The following is a 2483-nucleotide window of genomic DNA, read 5'->3' as shown; positions in this document are numbered from 1 at the left end:
GCGATCTCATCCCTCATCCCTAATCCCTCATCCCCCGGAGACGTCGAAGCCGTCGACCCACGCCTGTAGCAGCGTCCGGGCGATGGCGATGGGGGGCGGGGGCTTGATCGAGGGGTGGGTTCCGGCGAGGCAGGCGCGGGCTTCGTCGCGGGTCAGCCAGGCGACGGCTTCCAGTTCGGTCTGGTCAGGGCGGGCGTCGTCGCCGTCGACCTCGGCGATCAGGCCGATCATCAGCTGCGCCGGGAAGGGCCACGGCTGGCTGGAGTGATAGCGGACGGCGGTGACGGTCAGGCCCGCTTCCTCCTCGATCTCGCGCGCGCAGGCCTCCTCGATGGTCTCGCCGGGCTCGAGGAAACCGGCCAGCGCCGACATCCGGCCCTCCGGCCAGCTGGCCTGACGACCCAGCAGGCAGCGCGGCTCGTCGCCGCCCCTGAACACCGGCAGCATGATGGTGACCGGATCGACGCGCGGGAAATGCTCGGTCGCGCAGGCCGGGCAGATGCGCTTCCATCCGCCGGAGGCGGTCTGGCTCTCGATCCCGCAGGCGGCGCAGAAGCCGTGCCGACGCCGCCAGTCGAACAGGCTCTTGGCGGCGCCCGCCATGGCGGCCTCCGGGCCCAGCAGCAGGGCCGCGGCCTCGCGCATCTCGTGGAAGGCGCCCAGACCGGCCACCGGCCCGGTCGCTGGATCGACCGAACCCTCGACCTCAACGGCGAAACACGGCGCGTCCTTCCACAGTCCGAGGAAGGCCTCCCGGTCGGGGACAACGGCGCGGGCGTGCTCAAGCGACAGCCAGGCGAGGCGCGGGCCGTCGGCGTGGTCCTCCAGCAGCGGCCGGCCTTCCCACAGCACCAGCGCCAGCGCGTCCGGCCGCCCCGCCTGTTCCGCCAGCCAGTCCGGCTCGTTGCGCCGGTCGCCGGCGCGGTCCAGCGGATTGCCGGCGAAGGTGTTGAGGCTGGGGAGGGCCATGCGCCTCTCTAGCAAGGCGGCGCTTGCATCCGCGAGCCGGAATCGTCATATCGGCCTTGGAGATCGCGGGCGAAGGCTTCGCCAATCTGGTCAGGGCCGGAAGGCAGCAGCCACAACGAATTCCCCTTCGAGTCGCGGTCTCCACTTCCTTGCATTGGTGCGCTAACGCTCGCGACGCGGTCGCTCGCTGCTTGAGCGCCCAAGGTTGCCCTCCGCCCTGACCGGCGGGCGCGACGCCGTGCTTGAGCGCGGCTGAGCCGTATCAACGGAACCGCCGCCGCCGCCAGCCGCTCTGTCTGCTCACTATATCCAGGAGCGGACATGAGCATTCTCGGCAACATCCTCGGCAAGATATTCAAGCGGCGCGAGACCGCCACGCCCACCGCCGCTCCGGCGCCGACGGCGGCTCCCACGACGACGACGACGACCTTCGCCCCGGCGCCCGCCGCGGCCGAGCCGGTGGATGTGGACGGCATTCTCGACTTCATGAACGAGCAGCGCGACCAGAAGCTGAACTGGCGCACCTCGATCGTCGACCTGATGAAGCTGACCGGGATGGACTCCACGCTGCAGGAGCGCCGGGAGCTGGCCGACGAACTGGGCTACACCGGCGACAAGTCCGACACCGCCTCGATGAACATCTGGCTGCACCGGCAGGTGATCCAGCGGATCAAGGACAACGGCGGCCAGATCCGCGACATGACGGACTAAGCCCTCTCCCGAGAAGCGGACTTCCTTTCGAGCTTCGTTCCCTCTGCCTGCGGGTTCATCACAAAGAGCACGAAGACCACACGAAGGACACGAAGAGAGCCAGGCGCCCTTCGTGTCCTTCGTGATCCCTTGATGGTCTTCGTTATGAACCTTGGATGGATGCCGCTTCGCGGGGATGAGCCGTTTTAAATCGGCCGTCGATCATCGTATGACGGTCGCATGAGCCACAGCGACCCGAGTCTCGACGGTCCCCCCTGGGACGAGGATGCGCCTGACGCGCCGGTCGAGGAGCGCGATCCCAACACCGAGGATATGTTCGGCTCGCCCGAGCCCGCCGGCATGCGCGAGGCCGAGGCCGCCGCCGCGCCGGTTGAGGCCCCACCGAAGACTGTGACCGCCGCCTCCAAGCCCATCCTCGAGAAGGAGCCCGCCTCCGCCGAAGGCGACGGCGCCGCCTACACCGTGCTGGCCCGCAAATACCGGCCGCACACCTTCGAGGACCTGATCGGCCAGGAGGCCATGGTCCGCACCCTGACCAACGCCTTCGCCACCGGCCGCATCGCCCACGCCTTCATGCTCACGGGCGTCCGCGGCGTCGGCAAGACCACCACCGCCCGCCTGCTGGCCCGCGCCCTTAACAACGAGACGGACGTCATCGACCGGCCCTCGCTGGAGCTGACCGCCCACGGCCGCCACGACGCCTCCATCATGGCCGGCCAGCACATGGACGTGGTCGAGATGGACGCCGCCTCCCACACCGGCATCGACGGCATCCGCGACATCATCGAGAGCGTCCGCTACGC

The 2483-nt window shown here is 69.2% G+C and carries 2 protein-coding genes, 1 other RNA gene and 1 pseudogene; 3 read left to right on the top strand and 1 reads right to left on the bottom strand.

Features of this window, described 5'->3' with window-relative positions; all coding sequences use genetic code 11:
• Positions 1-27: 27 nt before the first annotated feature.
• Complete coding sequence (gene nudC / locus VGB60_RS04340; RefSeq protein ID WP_331037049.1) at positions 28-969, bottom strand: NAD(+) diphosphatase; 942 nt, start codon at positions 967-969, stop codon at positions 28-30.
• A gap of 54 nt (positions 970-1023) precedes the next feature.
• On the opposite strand from nudC, the gene ffs reads away from it, so the two are divergent.
• The 3 genes and pseudogenes from ffs to VGB60_RS04325 form a co-directional block, all read left to right on the top strand.
• Positions 1024-1119, top strand: an RNA gene (gene ffs / locus VGB60_RS04335) — signal recognition particle sRNA small type.
• Positions 1120-1290: 171 nt separating this feature from the next.
• Positions 1291-1680, top strand: a complete 390-nt coding sequence (locus VGB60_RS04330; RefSeq protein ID WP_331037048.1) for a DUF3597 domain-containing protein — start codon at positions 1291-1293, stop codon at positions 1678-1680.
• Between the two features lie 219 nt (positions 1681-1899).
• Positions 1900-2483: pseudogene (locus VGB60_RS04325) on the top strand (DNA polymerase III subunit gamma/tau); the annotation flags it as partial.

Source organism: Brevundimonas sp. (genome assembly GCF_036399195.1).
Classification (GTDB): domain Bacteria; phylum Pseudomonadota; class Alphaproteobacteria; order Caulobacterales; family Caulobacteraceae; genus Brevundimonas.
This window is presented reverse-complemented; position numbering and strand designations above follow the sequence as displayed.

Coding starts and splice junctions, on each gene's coding strand:
- nudC (WP_331037049.1), bottom strand. CDS start 969: ATGGCCCTCCCCAGCCTCAACACCTTCGCCGGCAATCCGCTGGACCGC.
- VGB60_RS04330 (WP_331037048.1), top strand. CDS start 1,291: ATGAGCATTCTCGGCAACATCCTCGGCAAGATATTCAAGCGGCGCGAG.